The following is a 17,607-nucleotide window of genomic DNA, read 5'->3' on the forward strand; positions in this document are numbered from 1 at the left end:
TGCAGAGTTCTCAGGCCGGTGCGGTTCACCGACCGGCGGACACGTTCGGACACGGACCGGTCACCGGTCGTGGGTCCGGCATCCACGCCCCGGTTCCCCCACGGCCGAGGCAGCCTCGCGGGGGGAGGCTGCCCCGGTCCACCGGGACGCACGGCGGGGAGGACGCCCCAGGGCGTCCTCCCCGCCGTGATCATTTCCGGAACGGGTCCCGGGCGGCCCGCCGGCGCCCGCCGACGGCCCGTCGGGGGGGGCTCAGTGGTGGAAGCCCTCGCGGACCGGCACACCGAGCTCCTTGAGCGGGACGGGCTGGCGCCGCAGCTCCGGCAGCAGCCGTCGCAGGTCGGCCAGCAGCAGGTCGGCGAGGTCCTTGGAGAAGCCGTTGCGGCAGACGATCCGGAGCACCGAGAGGTCGGTGCGGTTGTCCGGGAAGGTGTACGCGGGCACCTGCCAGCCGCGCTCGCGCAGTCGCCGTGACACGTCGAACACGTCGAAGGGCACCCCGTCGGTGGTGGTGACGGCGAAGACCGGCAGTTCGTCGCCGCGGGTGAGCAGCCGGAAGCCGTCCAGTTCCGCGATCGCCCCCGACAGGTAGGTGGCGACCTCGCGGCAGGCGCCGTGGACGGCCCGGAAGCCGTCCCGTCCGAGCCGCAGGAAGACGTAGTACTGCGCGACCACCTGGGCGCCCGGGCGGGAGAAGTTGAGCGCGAAGGTCGGCATCTCGCCACCGAGGTAGTTGACCCGGAAGACGAGCTCCTCGGGCAGCGCCTCCGCGTCCCGCCACAGCGCCCAGCCGACGCCGGGGTAGACCAGTCCGTACTTGTGCCCGGAGGTGTTGATCGAGGCCACCCGGGGCAGCCGGAAGTCCCAGGCCAGCTCCGGGTCCAGGAAGGGCGCCACCATGCCGCCGGAGGCGCCGTCCACGTGCACCGGGACGTCCAGCCCGGTGCGCTGCTGGAGGTCGTCCAGGGCCGCGCAGATGTCCGCGACGGGCTCGTAGGAGCCGTCGAAGGTGGAGCCGAGCACCCCGACGACGCCGATGGTGTCCTCGTCGCAGAGTTCGACGGCCCGCGCGGCGTCGAGGTGGTAGCGCTCGCCCTCCATCGGCGCGGTGCGCGCCTCGACCTCCCAGAAGGTGCAGAACTTCTCCCAGCAGACCTGCACGTTGACGCCCATCACCAGGTTGGGCCGGGCGCCGGCGGCGTAGCGCTCGGCGTTGCGGGCCATCCAGCGGCGCTTGAGGGCCATGCCGGCGAGCATGCAGGCCTCGCTGGAGCCGGTGGTGGAGCAGCCGACCGCGCTGTCCGGGTCGGGGGCGTGCCAGAGGTCGGCGAGGATGGCCACGCAGCGCCGTTCGAGTTCGGCGGTCTGCGGGTACTCGTCCTTGTCGATCATGTTCTTGTCGAGGCACTCGGTCATCAGCCGGGTGGCCTGCACCTCCATCGAGGTGGTGACGAAGGTCGCCAGGTTGAGCTTGGCGTTCCCGTCCAGCATCAGCTCGTCGTGGATCAGCTGGTACGCCGTGTCCGCCGCGACCGGGCCGTCGGCGAGCCGGTGCACCGGTGGCGCCAGCTCCATCGCGCCCAGCGGGTCCGCGGTCGAGACGAACGGACTGATGCTGAGCCGGCGGTCGTCGCCGGTCCCCTTGTGCAGCGCCATGGAATCCTGCCGCCCTTCACCCTCCGGTGGCCGTGTCCCGTCCTACGCTGCCACCGGCCGGCCGGTGACGCATCTTCACCGATCGGTTCAGGCCTTCGTCTCCGGGTGGACCTGCTCGCGGGCGGCCCGGTACTGCTGGCGCACCGCGGATCCGATCGCCAGGTCCTGCTCCCCGTCGGGTTCGACGGTCTCGGCGTCCGGCAGCGGCCACTCCGGCGGCTCGGGCGTGCCGGCCAGTGCCCAGGCGGCCTGCCGGGCGGCCCCGCGGGCCGCGTGCGCGCCCGGCGGCGGCACCACGACCGGAACGCCGAACAGCAGCGGGGCGACGTGCCGGACGACGGGCAGCCGCCCGGCCGCCCCGAGCAGGAAGACCCGTTTGATCCCGACGCCCTGGGCCCGCAGCACGTCGAGCGCGTCCGCGATGTTGCAGAGCATCCCCTCGACGGCGGCCCGGGCCAGGTGCTGCGGCGTCAGCGACTCGGCCCGCAGGCCGGTCAGGGTGCCGGCCGCGTGCGGCAGGGCCGGGGTGCGCTCGCCGTCCAGGTAGGGCAGCAGGACCAGCCCGTAGGCGCCGGGGGAGGAGTGCAGGGCGAGGTCGCTCAGGCCGTCCAGGTCGCGGCCGAGCAGGGCGGCGGTGGACAGCAGCACCTGGGCGGCGTTGAGGGTGGCGACCATCGGCAGGTGGCGGCCGCTGGCGTCGGCGAAGGAGGAGACCAGCCCGGTGGCGTCGACCACGGCCCGCTCGTGCACCGCGAAGATCGTCCCGGCGCTGCCGAGCGAGACCACCGCGTCGCCCGGGCGCAGGCCGAGGCCGAGGGCGGCGGCCATGTTGTCGCCGGTGCCGGCCGAGATCAGCAGGCCCTCGGGGGTGTGCCCGGCGGGTTCGGCGGGCCCGAGCACCTCGGGCAGTTTCAGCTCGTGGCCGAGGGCCAGCTCGACCAGGTCCTGCCGGTACTCGCCGGTGATCGGTGACCAGTAGCCGGTGCCGGAGGCGTCGCCGCGGTCGGTGGTGCGGCGCCTGGGGTGGCCGAGCAGCTGCCAGACCAGCCAGTCGTGCGGCAGCAGCACCTCGGCGACCCGGCGGGCATTGGCCGGCTCGAACTCGGCCAGCCAGCGCAGCTTGGCGATGGTGTAGGTCGGGGCGGGGACGGCGCCGATCGCGGCGGTCCAGGCGGCCGGGCCGCCCAGTGCGTCCAGCAGTTTGGCGGCCGCACCGCTGGAGCGCGGGTCGTTCCACAGGATCGCCGGCCGGACCAGCACGCCGCCCGCGTCCAGGCCGATCATGCCGTGCTGCTGCGCGCTGACGCCGATGGCCCGGACGCCCTCCAGCAGTCCGCCCGCCGCGGCGTCGCCGAGGGAGTGCAGCCACAGCTGCGGGTCGGCCTCGCCGGGGCGGGTGTCCGCGGCCTCGGGGACGGGGTGCGGCGCCTTGCCGGAGCGCAGGACGGCGCCGGTGTCCGCGTCGCACGCGACGATCCGGGTGCGGTTGGTCGAACTGTCTATCCCCGCGACGATGGCCATGTCGAGATCATGCCTCAGCGGGGCCCCCGGCGCGTCCGGGCCGGGCGAGGTGTTGCCCGTTCGGAACGAGGCCGGGAGGCCCCGTTCGCCCGGGCGTCACCCCCGCGTCACGGCCGGAAGGTACCCCAGCCGTCGTCCTCGGGCCGGGACCGGTTGAAGTACGGCACGCGGTCGGTGACCGCGTTCGGCAGCCGGTCCCCGACCTTGTCCGCGACGGCGCCCGCGGCCTTCCCGGCGACCGAGCCGGCCTGTTGCCTGGCCCGCTCGGTCGCGCCCTGTACCGCGGGGTTCTGGGCGATCTGCCGGGTGACCTTGGCGATCTGCTCGTAGCGCTGGCGCCCGGCCCGCGAGCCGAGGACGTAGCCGGCCGCGAACCCCGCGGCCAACGACAGCTTCCACATGATCGGATCCACCCTCTCCTGGCGGCCATCTGCCGCATTGCCCTACCCGTCAGTCGGGACGGCGAACCGTCCGCGCCCCCAGCATCCCCGGGGGCCGGGCCCGGCGCGCGCCGGGCGCGCCGGGTGGAGCCCGGGCCGCCGGGGAAAGCGATTGGCGGACCACCCCCCCGAGTGCGCTAATGTATGTCCCGCAGCGAGCGCCGCGGAGCCCGGGGAAACCGGGGGCCGGGGCGGGAGCCGATCCCCCATAGCTCAATTGGCAGAGCAGCCGACTGTTAATCGGCAGGTTATTGGTTCGAGTCCAATTGGGGGAGCTCAGGAGAGGCCTGGTGAGGGCCCTCCTCCTGTGCGTGGTGCGCGGTTGGGCACCACGATCCCGCATAGCTCAATTGGCAGAGCAGCCGGCTGTTAACCGGCAGGTTTTTGGTTCGAGTCCAAATGCGGGAGCTTCACCGGCTCCGCCCGGTGACTGCTCAGAGCGAAGGCCCCTCGGACGACCGGGGGGCCTTCGTGTTGTCCCGGCTCGGCTCCGCCCGGTGTTGCCTTCGTCACTCCGTGGCGTTCGGGGGGCCGGGGGTGCCCGGCCCCCCGGCCGGGGCGCCCCGGTGGCTCAGGTGGTCGCCTGCTGGTAGAGCGTGGCGACGCGCTGGTCGAAGGTGACGCTGTACGAGGTGCCGTCGGTCTCCCCGCCCTCCTGGTAGCCGCCGATCACGCCGATGACCGAGCCGCCGCCGGTCACCCAGGGGCTGCCGCTGGTGCCGTCGGTGTAGCCGCCGCAGTCGAAGCGCTCCTGGGTCGGGCTCTGCGAGCGGGTCGTGACGGTGCAGGTGATCGGTTCGTCGCTCTGGTTCGGGTAGCCGGTCACCGAGACGGACTGGCCGAAGCCCTGGCCGGTGGCGATCGGGTTGCCGCCGACCGCGTCCTCGACCTGCCGGTCGTCGACCGGGCTCACGGAGACGAAGGCCACGTCGTACTCGGGGTCCTCGTCGGAGACCCAGCGCGGGTCGACGGTGATCCGCTGGACGGGCCAACTGCCGTAGGGGGAGTAGCCGTTGCGGTAGCCGGGGGTGAACACCAGGCCGTCCAGCAGGCCGATCCGGCGGCTCTGCACGCAGTGCGCCGCGGTGACCAGCAGATTGTGCTTCGGGCTGCGCACGACGCTCGCGGTGCAGGCCCGGGGGCCCTGCGCGGTGTGGATCGAGAGGGTGCCGATGCGGTCGCGCGCGGCGTTCTGCTGCGCGACCTCGGCGGTGGGCGCCCGGTCCTGTCCGCCGCACGCGGTGCCGGCCGCGACCAGCAGGGCCGCCAGCGCGACCGTCCGTGCCGCGTGCGCGGGCCGTATCGGGCGGGGGGCCATCGGGGCTCCGTCTCCTCGGGGGCGGGTGCCGGGCTCGTGCGTTCCGCCGTTCGAGAGGAAGATCTACCAGGCCGTGCCCGGCGGCGCCACCGCCGCCGGGGCGGGTGCCGTCCGGCTACCCGGTCGCGCGGTCGTAGAGGGCCTGGACGCGGTCGCCGAAGTAGCTGCTGTACGAGGTGTCCGGGGTGTCCCCGCCCTCCTGGTAGCCGCCGATGACGCCGACCACGGTGCCGGTCCTGGTGTTCGGGTCGAAGTCGGTCACCCAGGGGCTGCCGCTGGTGCCGCCGGTGTAGTCCGGGCAGTCGATCCGCAGCTGCGTGGGGCTCTGTTCGGTGGTCGTGTTGGAGCAGGTGATCGGGACGTCGCTGGTGCCGGGGTAGCCGGTGACCTTCACGGGCAGCCGGTAGCCGCGGTTGACGCCCAGGGTGTTGGCGCCGAGCACCTGCTGCACCTGCTTCCCGTTCTGGGCCTGGACGACCGCGAAGGCGACGTCCACGTCCGGGTCGGCGTGGTCCTTCCAGCCGTCGTCGACGGCGACGGACAGCAGGGGCCAGACGCCGCTGGGGGTGTCGCCGTCCCGGTAGCCGGGGACGAAGACGAGGTCGCTGCGCTGTCCGAGGTCGAGGTCCCAGACGCAGTGCGCGGCGGTGACGATGAGGTTGAGGCCGGCGCTGTCGACGACGCTGGCGGTGCAGAAGTGGTCGCCGTCCGCGTTGCGGGTGAAGACGGCGCCGACCAGGCCGTTGAGCACGGTGGGCTTCGCGGTGCGGGTGACGCCGGTGCGTCTGGCGACCGCGCCGCGCAGCCGCTGCCGGCTCCAGCCGTGGCTGCTGACGGCGGCGGCCGGTCCCGAGGTCGCGGCCGGCGCCGAGGTGACCGTGGGCGTGCCGCCGCCCGGTCCGGCGGAGGTCGTGCACCCGGCCGCCAGCAGTACCGCCACGAGCGCCCCGGCCGTCGCTCCCGTCCCACGCACCGTCATCCGTCCAGGCTGCCCGCGCGGGCGCCCGGACGCCAGCCGGACTGCACGGTCCGAAGAGGCGCACACCCGTGCGCACCCGTGTGCGCCCCCGGCGCGCACCACGGGTGATCGACCGGCTATGCTGCCCGGGACGGCCTTTCGGGGCCGTCTGCTGCTGCCGTGGCCGATGTCCGGCGCGCGGCGAACCGGGGCGGTAGCTCAGCCGGTTAGAGCAGGGGACTCATAATCCCTTGGTCGTGGGTTCGAGTCCCACCCGCCCCACCCCGAGACGCATGCCGTGAACCGTCCGCGGGCCGGCCCCGGGCCGGGGCTCCGCCCGTCCGTGACGACGGAAGTCTAGAGCGCGGCCGCCTTCTCCTCCGGTGCGGCGCGCCGGAATTCACCCGCCCGTGGGCATCGCCCGGGCCTCCCGCGACACCCTGCCGGCCACCGCCCGGAGCCTTCCGCGCCTCGGCTCCGTGCCGCGTGCTCCCGTCGTCTCCTCCCGTCGCCGTTCCGCTGCCGTCGGACCGTTCCGCCCCGTTCGCTCCGTCCCGTCGGACCCCTGGCGCCGTCCGCGAAAAAAGTGATATCACTTTGACAGCTGAAGCGGATGAACGCGCTCGAGGAGCTGCTCTGATGGCCACACCCAGTCCTGCCGTCGACGTCGAAGACGCCCCCGTCCTCGACCTCCCGGCCCCCAAGATCACCGAACGGGCCCTCACCGGCGCCGCGGGCCTGCCGGTGCTCGGCGGCGCGCTGCTCGGACTGCTCGCCGGGCTCGCCTCCGTCATCGCCGGTGGCGTCCAACTGTCCGGCGGGAACAAGGGGTTGGGTGCCACCCTGGTGGTCCTCGGGCCGCTGGTGCTGCTGACCTCGCTGGTGCTGATGTGCGGGCTGACGGTCGTCTCCCCGGGCGAGGCCCGGGTGGTCCAGCTGCTCGGCCGCTACCGCGGCACCATCCGCGCCGAGGGCCTGACCTGGCTGAACCCCTTCACCAGCCGCCGCCGGATCTCCACCCGGATCCGCAACCACGAGACCGAGACCGCCAAGGTCAACGACGCCGACGGCAACCCGATCGAGATGGCCGCCGTGGTGGTCTGGCAGGTCGAGGACACCGCCAAGGCCGTGTTCGAGGTGGACGACTACACCGACTTCGTCGCCATCCAGACCGAGACCGCGGTGCGGCACATCGCCAGCAGCTACCCGTACGACGCCCACCACGAGGGCCAGTTGTCGCTGCGCGACGGCGCGGAGGAGATCACCCGGATGCTCTCCGCCGAGATCGCCGCCCGGGTCGTCTCGGCCGGTGTGCGGGTCGTCGAGTCCCGGATCACCCGGCTCGCCTACGCCCCCGAGGTCGCCCAGGTGATGCTCCAGCGGCAGCAGGCCGGGGCCGTGGTCGCGGCTCGTCGGCTGATCGTCGAGGGCGCCGTCGGTATGGTCGAGGAGGCGTTGGACCGGCTCGCCGAGAACGACGTCGTCGAGCTCGACGAGGAGCGCAAGGCCGCCATGGTGAGCAACCTCCTGGTCGTGCTCTGCGGCGACCGGGGCGCCCAGCCCGTCGTGAACACGGGCTCCCTCTACCAGTAAGGAGCGGCGCGCGTTGGCGACGGAGCGGAAGAAGATCCTGCTGCGGCTGGACCCTGCGGTCCACGACGCGCTGGCCCGGTGGGCCGCCGACGAACTGCGCAGCGCCAACGCGCAGATCGAGTTCCTGCTCCGTCGGGCCCTCACCGACGCGGGCCGGATGCCCGGCGGCGCGGCCCGGCTTCCCCGGCGCGGCCGACCGCCCAAGGAGAGCCCGGAACCCGGCGGGTCCGACGCCGACTGACCGGGCGGTCCCACCGACACCGTCCACCTGCTTGGAGTCCACCATGGACGTGCCCACCACCCTGCCGGAGAAGCTGTACCTGCTCGCCTACCGCCCGGACCGCGAGCGGCTCACCGCCACCGCCACGCTCGACCTGGTGATGCGGGCGGCCGCGCTCGCCGAACTCCTGCGGCGCGGCCTGGTCCGCGACGACGGCCGGCACCCCGCCGCCGTGGACGGCGCCCGGGCCGACGGCCTCGACCCGCTCTCGGTGGCACTGCTGGAACAGCTCCGGCAGGGGCGCCGGCGCAGCTGGCAGAGCTGGGTCGGCCGCGGCCAGGGCCCGACCTCCCGTGCCGCCCGGGTGGTCCGGGACGGCCTGGCGGCGAGCGGACGGATCCGGGTCGAGGAGCGCCGGGTGCTCGGGATCTTCCCGTGCTCCCGGGTCACCCTGCCGGAGCCCCGGCTGCGCAAGTCGCTGGCGGCGTCGGTCGGTTCCGCGCTGAGGGGCCCGCTCAGCCGGGTCGACCCGGCGGACGCCGCGCTGGTCGCCCTGATCGACGCCGCCCGGCTGGGTTCGGCCCTGACCTGGCGCCAGAGCCGTGAGTTCCGCGGCCGGATCGACAAGCTGGCCCCGGCCGCCGGGCCCGTCCCGCGCGCCCTGCGCCGGGCCGTCAACGCCACGCACGCCGACGGCGGGGCGGGCTGACCGGCCCGGCCCCGGCACGATCCACCGCCCCCGGCCCGGCTCCGCCCGGCCCGATCCACTACCCCGCCCGGCTCCCGCCCGGCTCCCGCCCGGCCCCGCACGACCCGCAGCCCGGTCGCCGACAGCACGGCGGCCGGGCCGCGCGCCGTTCCGGGCCCCAGCCCCGGCCCCGGCCCCATCCACCGATCGGTTGATCCCCCCTCCACCGCGGCCGCCGACCGCTCTGACCGTCCGGTCGATCCGCCGCAGGGGCCCCGCGCGGGAGGCTCGTAGCAGGCCGGGGAACACGGCCGGAGCGAGCAGGACGAGCGGGAGGGAGCGGCGCGATGGCCGTGATCGAGGTGGCGGGGCTGCGCAAGGCCTACGGGCGGCGGCAGGTGCTGGAGGACGTCTCCTTCAGCGTGGAACGCGGCGAGGTGTTCGGCCTGCTGGGGCCCAACGGTGCGGGCAAGACCACCGCCGTGGAGTGCTGCGAGGGCCTGCGCCGGGCCGACGCCGGGACGGTCCGGGTCCTCGGACTGGACCCGGTGCGGGACGCCCACCGGCTGCGGCCGCGGATCGGCGTCCAGCTCCAACAGGCCCAGCTGCAGGGCGGGTTGCGGGTCGCCGAGGCACTGGAGCTGTACGCCGCGCTCTACCCCAGCCCCCGGGACTGGCGGGAGCTGCTGGACGAGTGGGGGCTCGCCGACCAGCGCCGGACGCCCTTCGACAAGCTCTCCGGCGGCCAGCGGCAGCGGCTGTTCATCGCCCTCGCGCTGATCGGCAACCCCGAGGTGGCGTTCCTGGACGAGCTGACCACGGCACTCGACCCGCAGGGCCGCCGCGACACCTGGGAGCTGGTCCGCCGGATCCGCGACAACGGGGTGACGGTGGTGCTGGTCTCGCACTTTATGGACGAGGTCGAGGCGCTGTGCGACCGCGCGGCCGTGCTCGACGGCGGACGGATCGTCGCCACCGGAACCCCCGCCGAGCTGGTCGCCCGCTCCGGCGCCGGCGGCACCCTCGGCTTCCGCCCCACCGCGCCGCTGGACCCGGCCCGACTGGCGGCGTTGCCCGGGGTCACCTCGGTGCGCGAGCGGGACGGCCGGATCGAGGTCTCCGGGGTCGGGGACTTCGCCGACCAGGTCACCGGGCTGCTGGCCCGCGAGGGGATCGTCGTCACCGGGCTGCGGATCCGCGAGCACGGCCTGGACGAGGCCTACCTCGCGCTCACCCGGCACGACTCCTGACCAGTCCGGGCTCCTGACCAGCCGCCACCCGACCAGCCGCCAGCCGACCCGCCGCCACCCGACCCGAGGGGACCCACCACCGTGAACCACACCGTCCACGCCGTACGCCGCCTGGCCGTCGCCGAGACCCGGCTCTTCCTGCGCGACCCGCTGACCGCCTTCTTCGGCCTGCTCTTCCCGGTCGTCCTGCTGGGTGTCCTGGGCTCGATCCCGTCCATGCGCAAGGCCTCGCCGGACATGCACGGGATGAGCACCATCCAGCTGTACGCGCCGATCCTGGCCGTGTTCAGCCTGATGCTGCTCGGCCTCAACGCCCTGCCCTCGCTGCTCGCCGCCTACCGCGAACGCGGCGTGCTGCGCCGGATGTCCGCCAGCCCGGTGCGCCCGGCACTGCTGTTCGGGGCGCTGCTGCCGCTCTACCTGGGCATCGCCACCGTCGCACTGCTGCTGGTGATGGCGGTCGGGCCGGTCCTCGGGGTGGCGCTGCCGCGCCAGCCGCTGGGGTTCGTGCTGGCCTTCCTGCTCGCCGCCGCCGCGATGCTCTCGGTCGGCCTGCTGCTCGCCTCGGTCGTCCCCTCGGCGAAGGCCGGCAACGCGGTCGGCGCGCTGGCCTTCTTCCCGATGATGTTCTTCTCCGGGATCTGGCTGCCCCGCGAGTTCGCGCCCGCCGTGGTCAACCGGATCGGCGACTTCACCCCCAGCGGGGCCGCGGTGCAGGCCCTGCAGGACTCCTGGGCCGGCCACTTCCCGCACGCCGTGGGCCTGCTCACACTCGCGGCGTACGCCCTGCTCGCGGGCGCCGCGGCTGCCAGGCTGTTCCGGTGGGAGTGATCAAGACCGACCCGGTGGACGAGAGTGCGCTCGGCGCCTGGCAGGAGCGGCTGGACCGCGCTGCCGGGCTGCTCGGCTACGTGGGACTGCTGATCGCCACCACCCTCGTCCTGCTGGTCCCGGTGCCGACCGCGCGGTCCGTCCGGGTCACCCTGCCGGTCGCGCTCCTCGCCCTGCTCTGGCTGCTGCTGCGCTCGGCCCTGGACCGCACCCCCCGCCCGGACGGCCGGGCGCGCCACGCCGGCGCCCACTTCGTCGGGCTGCTGGCGGTGACCACCGTCCTGGTGCTGGACAACCCGATCTACGGCTTCTTCGCCTTCAGCTCCTACCTGCACGCCGCGCAGTACCTGCACGGACGGGCCCGGGTGGTGGGCACGGCGGTGGCCGCCGTCCCCACCACGCTCGCCCAGACCGGCGGGGTGCTGCCGACGACCCCGGGGCAGGTCGGCGGGTTCCTGACCGTCCTGGCCTTCAACCTGGCGGTCGTCGGGGTGCTCCTCGCGCTCAGCGAGGTCGCCGACCGGCTGAGCCGCCACCGCAAGCAGGCCAACGCCGAACTCGCCGAGGCCAACCGGCGGCTGACCGAGATGCTCGCCGAGAACGCCGGACTGCACGCCCAGCTGCTGGTCCAGGCCCGTGAGGCCGGGGCCGCCGACGAGCGCCGCCGCTTCGCCCAGGAGATGCACGACACCGTGGCCCAGGGCCTGGCCGGCATCGTCACCCAGCTCCAGGCCGCCGACCAGGCGCGGCAGGCGAGCGCGGCGGACGCCGACCGGCACCTGGCCAACGCGGTGGCCCTCGCCCGGGAGAGCCTCACCCAGGCCCGCCGCGCCGTCCACGCGCTGCGCCCGCTCGAACTGGAGCGGGCCGCCCTGCCGGAGGCGCTCGCCGAACTGGTCGAGCAGTGGCGGGAGCGCAACAGCGCCACCGCCGCGCTGACCGTCACCGGCGAGGCCCGCCCGCTGCACCCCGAGGTCGAGGTGACCCTGCTGCGGATCGCCCAGGAGTCGCTGGCCAACGCCGCCAAGTACGCGCGGGCCTCGCGGGTCGGGCTGACCCTCTCCTACATGCCCGGGCTGGTGACCCTGGACGTCCGGGACGACGGCGTCGGCTTCGACCCGGCGGCCGAGCCGCCCTCCCGGGCCACCGGCGGCGGCTACGGGCTGGACGTGATGCGCCGCCGGGTGCAGCGGCTGGCCGGGCGGCTGGACCTGGAGACCGAACCCGGCGCCGGGACGACGGTGTCCGCGACCCTGCCGGCGATCAGTGTGGAGGAGTAGGACCGTGAGCGACGAGACGACGATCAGACTGCTGCTGGTGGACGACCACCCGGTGGTCCGGGACGGGCTGCGCGGCATGTTCACCGCCGCCCCCGGCTTCGAGGTGGTCGGCGAGGCCGGCGACGGCGCCGAGGCGCTGGTGCTGGTCGCCGCACTGCGGCCCAACGTGGTGCTGATGGACCTGCGGATGCCGCGGATGGACGGCGTCACCGCGATCCGCGAGATGGCCGAACGCGGCCTGCCCGGGCGGGTCCTGGTGCTCACCACCTACGACACCGACGCCGACGTGCTCCCGGCCGTCCGGGCCGGCGCCACCGGCTACCTGCTGAAGGACGCCGCCCGGGAGGACCTCTTCCACGCCGTCCGGGAGGCCGCCCGCGGCGCCTCGGTGATCGCGCCGACCGTCGCCGCCAAGCTGCTCGGCCAGGTCCGCGCGCCGGTCCAGGAGGCGCTCAGCCCGCGCGAGCTGGAGGTGCTGGAGCTGGTCGCCGCCGGATCCACCAACCGGGAGGCGGCGGCCCGGCTGTTCATCAGCGAGGCCACCGTGAAGACCCACCTGATCCACGTCTACGCCAAGCTCGACGTCAAGGACCGCGCCTCGGCCGTCGCCGCCGCCTACAACCTGGGCCTGCTCACCCCGACCCGCCGCCCGTAAGCTGGCCTGATGCTCGAACCCGCCCTGCTGCCGACCCCGCTGGTGGACTGCACCGACGAGGCGCTCGCCCGGGCCGGGGTGGAGCTGCGCCTCAAGCGGGACGACCTGCTGCACCCCGCCGTCCCGGGCAACAAGTGGCGCAAGCTGGCGCCCAACCTGACGGCCGCCGTGGAGCAGGGCCACACCCGGCTGCTGACCTTCGGCGGGGCGTACTCCACCCATCTGAGGGCGGTCGCGGCGGCGGCCGCGGCGCTCGGGCTGGAGAGCGTCGGGCTGGTCCGCGGCGAGGAGCTGGCCGACCGGCCGCGCAACTGGTCGCTGCGGGCGGCCGAGCGGGACGGCATGCGGCTGGAGTTCCTCACCCGCACCGAGTACCGGGAGGCCACCGGCCGGGCGGCGGCCGGCGACGGCGGTGCCGCGGCCGGGCCGCAGTGGCGCTGGGGCCCCGGCCTGGTGCTCCCGGAGGGCGGCTCCAACGCCCTCGCGGTGACGGGCGCGGCGGCGATCCCGGCCGAACTGCCCGACCTCGGCGAGCGCGACGTGGTCTGCTGCCCGGTCGGCACCGGCGGCACCCTGGCCGGCGTCGCGGCCGGTCTGCCGCCGGGCGCCCGGGCCCTCGGGGTGGCCGTGCTGCGCGGCGGCGAGGGCTACCTGGAGGCCGAGGTCACCCGGCTGCACCGGGCCGCCCGCGGCCGGGAGTTCGACAACTGGCGGATCGACCACGGGCACCACGGCGGCGGCTACGGCAAGGTCCCGGCCGAACTGGAGGCCTTCGCCCGGCGGTTCGAGCGCCGGCACGGCGTGCCGCTGGAGCGCCGCTACGTGGCCAAGCTGCTGGCGGCGCTGGCCGGGCTGGCCGCCGCCGGCGCCTTCCCCCGGGGCACCCGGCTGACGGCCGTGGTCACCGGGGTGCCGGACCCGGTCTGACCGGGCCCGAGCCGAACCGGCCCGCCACCCGGCCGCGGGGTCCACGGCCGGTGCCGTCAGCCGAAGGTGAGGTCCGCGCAGGGGTCGGTGTCGGCGCCGCGGGAGTTCTCCGCTATGCCGGTGGGGACCCCACCGGGCGTGCCGCCGGGCGAGCCGCTCGCGGTGGCGCCCGGGGTGGCGCCCGGTGATCCGCTCGCGGTGGCGCCCGGGGAGGGGCTCGGCGAGCCGCCCGCGGCGTCCGTCGCCGGGGCCGGGTCGGCGCCCACCGAGTCCAGCCCGGTCGAGGGCACCGGCCGGTAGTCCCGGCCCAGGGTGACGGTGATCGCCTCGGAGCCCGGGTCCTCGACGGTGCGCGAGCCCGGGAAGAGCGCGGCCACCTGGTCGGCGGCGGCCTTGAGGGCGGGGTCGTAGGCGATCTCGGTCTGCAGCCGGCCGCCGGTGGGCTTGCCGGGGGCGACGTTCTTGAAGCCCCTGGCCCGCAGCGCCTCGGCGCCGGAGGTGGACAGTCCGGAGGTGCCGACGCCGTTGACCACGACCACCGGTGCGGCGGCCTGCTCGGGCGCGAGCGGTCCGCTCGGGGCGGCCGGCGCGGAGGAGCCGTCGGGCCCGGGGACGGTGGGGGAGGGGGCCGGGGTGCCGGTGCCGGCGGTGCCCCGGCCGTCCAGGGTGCGGTCCTCGCGCATCAGCCGCCACAGCGTGTCGGCGTCGGGCTGCACCAGCTGGACGCGGTCGCCGGCGAAGCGCCAGGGCGCGGTCACGAAGGTGATGTCGGAGAGTTTGATGTCCTGCAGCGAGCGGGCGAAGTCCACCAGCTTCATCGCGGTGCCCAGTCCCTCGTCCACGGTGAGCGAGCGGGTGGCCGCGTCCGCCAGCGGGAGCAGGGTGGGCAGCGAGAAGCCCTGGTTCTGGACCTTCCTGATCATGGACGAGACGAAGGCCTGCTGGCGCTTCATCCGCCCGATGTCGGAGTTGTCGCCGAAGCCGTAGCGCGCCCGCAGGTAGTCCACCGCGGGCTGCCCGGAGAGCTTCTGCATGCCCTTCCTGAGGTGGATGCCGTGCGAGTCGACGTCGTTGGGGACGCAGACGTCCACCCCGTTGATGGCCTCGGTCATCGCGGCCGCGCCCTTGAAGTCGACCACGATGGTGTGGTCGATCCGCAGGCCGGTGAGCGTCTCGACGGTGTTCTGGGTGCAGGCCGGGTTTCCCTTGGGGAACTCGCCGACGGTGAAGGCCGAGTTGAACATCTGGTTGGTGCGGGGTGATGTCCACCTGCCGCTCGGCAGCTTGCAGGAGGGCACGGTGACGAGGGTGTCCCGGGGTATGGAGACGCCGACGGCGTGCTTGTGGTCGGCGTAGACGTGCACCACCATCGCGGTGTCGGAGTGGCCGACGCCCTCCTCTCCGCCCCCGATCGCGCTGTTGCCGTCCTCGCGGGTGTCCGAGCCGAGCACCAGGATGTTCACCGGCACCGAGGCGCCGGGGGTGGTCGGGACGGGTGCCGGCGGGCGCTCGGTGGCGACGCCGCCCGCGTCGAAGGTGGTGATGTTGCTGTCCAGCCGGTGGTAGAACCAGGCCCCGGCCCCCACGACGGACAGCACCAGGACGGCCGCCAGGCCGATGGCGGTCCGCACGTAGCGGCGCCTGCGCGTGCTGCTGCCCATCTTCCGCGTGCCCCCCGTCTTTGCGTCTCTCGCGTTCGATGTTCGAACGTTAGACGTTTCGAGGGACGGTTCGGTTACCTCCGAGCGGGGTGCGGATCCCGCGGGGAGCCTGTGATGCTGCTCACGCCCCGGGGCCGGCGGCGCCGGTGAGCATCCGGCGCAGGAGGTCGCGCAGGACGGTCCGCTCGTCGTCGCCGAGGGCGGCCAGCGGCTCCCGGGCGAAGTTCAGCGACTCCCGCAGCTCCTCGGAGGCGGCGGCGCCGGTGCCGGTGGCGGCGACCAGCTTGACCCGGCGGTCCTGCCGGTCGGCCTCGCGGGTGACGAAGCCGCGCGCCTCGAGCCGGTCGACGATGCCGGTGATGTTGGACGGCTCGCAGCTGAGCGTCTGGGCGATCTGGCGCATCGGCATGGGGCCGCGGCGCAGCAGGGCGAGCACCTTGGCCTGGGCGCCGGTGAGCGAGCGGGCGGCGGCCGCCTCCTCGTACTCGCGGTGGAACAGCGCGACCAGGTTGGCCATCAGGTCGACGACCTCGCGGGTGATCTCGTCGGACTGCGGCGCGGCGGACCGGGGCGGCTGGGTGTCCATGCCCCAGAGTCTACCTGAAAAGTTGACAACATGAACCTTTCATGTCCATCGTTACTTCAGTAGCTCAACCTTTCAGGTACCGGAACACAAGGAGCCCCCCATGGCAGAGCAGGCCGCACCCGCCACCGCCCGTGAATGGCACCTCGCCGCCCGCCCGCAGGGCTGGCCGCAGCCGACCGACTTCGCCCTGGTCGAGGCGCCGGTCCGGACCCCGGGCCCGGGCGAGGTCCTGGTCCGCAACCTCTACCTCTCGGTCGACCCGTACATGCGCGGCAGGATGTCGGCGGCCAAGTCCTACGCGGAGCCGTACGCGCTGGGCGAGCCGATGCTGGGCGGCGCGGTCGGCCGGGTCGTCGCCTCGCAGGCGGACGGCTTCGCCGAGGGCGACTACGTGCTGCACTACTACGGCTGGCGCGAGTACGCGACCTTCGCCGCCGCCACCGCCGTCAAGGTGGACCCGGACGCCGCGCCGCTCTCGACGTACCTGGGCGTGCTGGGCATGCCCGGCCTGACCGCCTACGCGGGGCTCACCCGGATCGCCGAGGTCAAGGCCGGCGACGTGGTGTTCGTCTCCGGCGCGGCCGGCGCGGTGGGCGGCATCGTCGGCCAGATCGCCAAGCTGAAGGGCGCGGCGCGGGTGATCGGCTCCGCGGGCTCGGACGACAAGGTCAAGCTCCTCCTGGAGGAGTACGGCTTCGACGCCGCGTTCAACTACAAGAACGGCCCGGTCGCCGAGCAGCTCCGGGCGGCGGCCCCCGACGGCATCGACGTCTACTTCGACAACGTGGGCGGCGAGCACCTGGAGGCGGCCATCGAGGTGATGAACCTGCACGGCCGCATCGCGGTGTGCGGCATGATCTCGCAGTACAACGCCACCGAGCCCACCCCGGCCCCGCGCAACCTCGCACAGATCATCGCCAAGCGCTTCCGCATGGAGGGGCTGCTCGTCGGCGACCACTACGACCTCCAGCCGAGGTTCGTCGAGGAGGTCGCGGCGTGGGTGCGCTCGGGTGAGCTCAAGTACCGCGAGACGGTGACCCAGGGCATCGACAGCACCGTGGACGCCTTCCTCGGCCTGCTCGGCGGCGTCAACACCGGCAAGATGGTGGTCCGCCTGGAGGGCTGACCGGCCGTCAGCTCCTCGAACCGCCCCGCGCGCCCCGGTCGGGCCCGCGGGGCGGTTTGCGTACGGGCGCGGGGGATCCGGCCGCACTACCGCATTCCGGCCGGATCCGAAAGTGCGTCATCCACGGTGCGGGGCGGCGCGGTACGGTGGTCCCGCCCGGCGATGGGGCCGTTCGGGGGAGAGATCCGGCCGAGGGGTAGACCTCATTGGGGATTCGACTAGCATTGAGCGAAAGCCTGTCCGTTTTGCTCAATTTAGTGGCTTAATGTCGGCAAACGTGGGTAACTGTGGATCAACTGCAGGCACGAGGCAGCTGGGGAAGGCGACCCTCGTCCACAGCCTGGAGGTCCCGGTGACGACACGTGGAGTTCTCTACATCCACTCCGCGCCCCGCGCGCTGTGCCCGCACGTCGAGTGGGCCGTCGCGGGAGTGCTCGGTGTGCGGGTGAGCCTGGACTGGATCCGCCAGCCGGCCGCACCCGGACACTGGCGCGCCGAGCTCTCCTGGCAGGGGGAGCCCGGCACGGCCTCGAAGCTCGCCTCCGCACTGCGCGGCTGGCAGCTGATGCGGTACGAGGTCACCAGCGAGCCCTGCGCCACGGCGGAGGGCGAGCGGTACAGCAGCACGCCCTCGCTCGGCATCTTCCACGCCGTCACGGGCATCCACGGCGACATCCTCATCCCCGAGGACCGGCTGCGGGCCGTCCTGCTGCGCTCCCGCAGCGAGGGGGCCGACCTGGAGGCCGAGATCTCCCGGCTGCTGGGCAAGCCCTGGGACGACGAACTGGAGCCCTTCCGCTACGCGGGCGAGGGCGCCCCGGTGCGCTGGCTGCACCAGGTGGTCTGACCCCGGGAACGGCGGAAGGGGCCGGCGCTCTCCGTGAGCGCCGGCCCCTT

At 74.2% G+C, this 17,607-nt stretch carries 17 protein-coding genes and 3 tRNA genes; 13 read left to right on the plus strand and 7 right to left on the minus strand.

Annotated features, from left to right (window positions below):
* Positions 1-252: 252 nt before the first annotated feature.
* From AB0N04_RS19810 to AB0N04_RS19820, 3 genes are all read right to left on the minus strand, one after another.
* On the minus strand, positions 253-1,656 hold the full coding sequence (locus AB0N04_RS19810) for a glutamate decarboxylase (RefSeq protein WP_360210086.1): 1,404 nt from the start codon (positions 1,654-1,656) through the stop codon (positions 253-255).
* 87 nt (positions 1,657-1,743) lie between these two features.
* Positions 1,744-3,177: an FGGY family carbohydrate kinase gene (locus AB0N04_RS19815; protein WP_360210084.1), complete on the minus strand. Its 1,434-nt coding sequence runs from the start codon at positions 3,175-3,177 to the stop codon at positions 1,744-1,746.
* 107 nt (positions 3,178-3,284) lie between these two features.
* Positions 3,285-3,578 carry a hypothetical protein gene (locus tag AB0N04_RS19820; protein WP_363364926.1) on the minus strand — a complete coding sequence of 98 codons (294 nt, stop codon included), beginning with the start codon at positions 3,576-3,578 and terminating at the stop codon, positions 3,285-3,287.
* 241 nt (positions 3,579-3,819) lie between these two features.
* On the opposite strand from AB0N04_RS19820, the gene AB0N04_RS19825 reads away from it, so the two are divergent.
* Together AB0N04_RS19825 and AB0N04_RS19830 are read left to right on the plus strand one after the other, a co-directional pair.
* A tRNA-Asn gene (locus tag AB0N04_RS19825) sits at positions 3,820-3,892 on the plus strand.
* A 60-nt stretch (positions 3,893-3,952) separates the two neighbouring features.
* A tRNA-Asn gene (locus AB0N04_RS19830) sits at positions 3,953-4,025 on the plus strand.
* 163 nt (positions 4,026-4,188) lie between these two features.
* Here the strand turns inward: AB0N04_RS19830 and AB0N04_RS19835 are convergent.
* Positions 4,189-4,935, minus strand: coding sequence for a trypsin-like serine protease (locus AB0N04_RS19835; RefSeq protein ID WP_360210080.1), 747 nt, complete (start codon positions 4,933-4,935; stop codon positions 4,189-4,191).
* A gap of 115 nt (positions 4,936-5,050) precedes the next feature.
* Complete coding sequence (locus AB0N04_RS19840; RefSeq protein ID WP_360210078.1) at positions 5,051-5,914, minus strand: hypothetical protein; 864 nt, start codon at positions 5,912-5,914, stop codon at positions 5,051-5,053.
* Positions 5,915-6,101: 187 nt separating this feature from the next.
* On the opposite strand from AB0N04_RS19840, the gene AB0N04_RS19845 reads away from it, so the two are divergent.
* The 9 genes from AB0N04_RS19845 to AB0N04_RS19885 all read left to right on the plus strand — a co-directional run bounded on the left by AB0N04_RS19845 (position 6,102) and on the right by AB0N04_RS19885 (position 13,337).
* Positions 6,102-6,175, plus strand: a tRNA-Ile gene (locus tag AB0N04_RS19845).
* Between the two features lie 357 nt (positions 6,176-6,532).
* Positions 6,533-7,486: an SPFH domain-containing protein gene (locus AB0N04_RS19850; RefSeq protein WP_360210076.1), complete on the plus strand. Its 954-nt coding sequence runs from the start codon at positions 6,533-6,535 to the stop codon at positions 7,484-7,486.
* A gap of 13 nt (positions 7,487-7,499) precedes the next feature.
* The gene (locus AB0N04_RS19855) at positions 7,500-7,727 is read left to right on the plus strand and encodes a hypothetical protein (protein ID WP_360210075.1); all 228 of its coding nucleotides are present in this window, start codon (positions 7,500-7,502) and stop codon (positions 7,725-7,727) included.
* Positions 7,728-7,770: 43 nt separating this feature from the next.
* Complete coding sequence (locus AB0N04_RS19860) at positions 7,771-8,415, plus strand: GPP34 family phosphoprotein (RefSeq protein WP_360210073.1); 645 nt, start codon at positions 7,771-7,773, stop codon at positions 8,413-8,415.
* A gap of 326 nt (positions 8,416-8,741) precedes the next feature.
* Complete coding sequence (locus AB0N04_RS19865; protein WP_360210071.1) at positions 8,742-9,644, plus strand: ABC transporter ATP-binding protein; 903 nt, start codon at positions 8,742-8,744, stop codon at positions 9,642-9,644.
* Positions 9,645-9,725: 81 nt separating this feature from the next.
* Entirely contained in the window at positions 9,726-10,475 is a 750-nt protein-coding gene (locus tag AB0N04_RS19870; protein ID WP_360210069.1) for an ABC transporter permease, read from the plus strand.
* Positions 10,466-11,755, plus strand: coding sequence for a sensor histidine kinase (locus tag AB0N04_RS19875; RefSeq protein ID WP_360210067.1), 1,290 nt, complete (start codon positions 10,466-10,468; stop codon positions 11,753-11,755). Before AB0N04_RS19870 ends, AB0N04_RS19875 begins: the two co-directional genes overlap by 10 nt.
* Before the next feature lie 4 nt (positions 11,756-11,759).
* Positions 11,760-12,410: a response regulator transcription factor gene (locus tag AB0N04_RS19880; protein ID WP_360210065.1), complete on the plus strand. Its 651-nt coding sequence runs from the start codon at positions 11,760-11,762 to the stop codon at positions 12,408-12,410.
* Between the two features lie 9 nt (positions 12,411-12,419).
* The gene (locus AB0N04_RS19885; protein WP_360210063.1) at positions 12,420-13,337 is read left to right on the plus strand and encodes a pyridoxal-phosphate dependent enzyme; all 918 of its coding nucleotides are present in this window, start codon (positions 12,420-12,422) and stop codon (positions 13,335-13,337) included.
* Positions 13,338-13,393: 56 nt separating this feature from the next.
* Here AB0N04_RS19885 and AB0N04_RS19890 read toward each other — a convergent pair whose 3' ends face one another.
* Both AB0N04_RS19890 and AB0N04_RS19895 read right to left on the minus strand, forming a co-directional pair.
* Positions 13,394-14,998, minus strand: a complete 1,605-nt coding sequence (locus AB0N04_RS19890; protein WP_360210061.1) for an LCP family protein — start codon at positions 14,996-14,998, stop codon at positions 13,394-13,396.
* 121 nt (positions 14,999-15,119) lie between these two features.
* Positions 15,120-15,584 (minus strand): MarR family transcriptional regulator, encoded by a 465-nt coding sequence (locus tag AB0N04_RS19895; protein WP_360210059.1) that lies wholly within the window; start codon positions 15,582-15,584, stop codon positions 15,120-15,122.
* A gap of 100 nt (positions 15,585-15,684) precedes the next feature.
* On the opposite strand from AB0N04_RS19895, the gene AB0N04_RS19900 reads away from it, so the two are divergent.
* Both AB0N04_RS19900 and AB0N04_RS19905 read left to right on the plus strand, forming a co-directional pair.
* Complete coding sequence (locus AB0N04_RS19900; protein ID WP_360210057.1) at positions 15,685-16,710, plus strand: NADP-dependent oxidoreductase; 1,026 nt, start codon at positions 15,685-15,687, stop codon at positions 16,708-16,710.
* Positions 16,711-17,062: 352 nt separating this feature from the next.
* Positions 17,063-17,557: a DUF3145 domain-containing protein gene (locus AB0N04_RS19905; RefSeq protein ID WP_360210055.1), complete on the plus strand. Its 495-nt coding sequence runs from the start codon at positions 17,063-17,065 to the stop codon at positions 17,555-17,557.
* Positions 17,558-17,607 lie beyond the last annotated feature (50 nt).

Origin of the sequence: Kitasatospora sp. NPDC051702 (assembly GCF_040681575.1) — a bacterium.
GTDB lineage: Bacteria > Actinomycetota > Actinomycetes > Streptomycetales > Streptomycetaceae > Kitasatospora.